1 protein-coding gene is annotated in these 257 nt (G+C 68.1%); it reads left to right on the top strand.

Annotated features, from left to right (window positions below):
• Nucleotides 1-257 (top strand): transposase (locus tag ACNAW0_RS30895; protein ID WP_416291563.1); only part of this gene is annotated, 257 nt, incomplete at both ends.

A 257-nucleotide genomic window follows, 5' to 3' on the forward strand; every position in this document is an offset into this window, starting at 1 on the left:
TGGGCCGCCGACGGCACTACCGAGACCATCCACAACCTGCTGCGCGGCAAGGTCCGCCAGGCAGCCGGCCGCGACCCGGAGCCCACCGCGGCGATCATCGACTCGCAGAGCGTCAAGACCAGCAACAACGTGCCCGAAACCAGCCAGGGCATCGACGCCGGCAAGAAGATCAAGGGCCGCAAGCGACACTTGGCCACCGACGTGCTCGGCCTGCTGCTGGTCGTCATCGTCACCGCCGCCAACGTGTCGGACACTGC

It is taken from the genome of Micromonospora sp. SL1-18, assembly GCF_047921505.1.
Lineage (GTDB): Bacteria > Actinomycetota > Actinomycetes > Mycobacteriales > Micromonosporaceae > Micromonospora.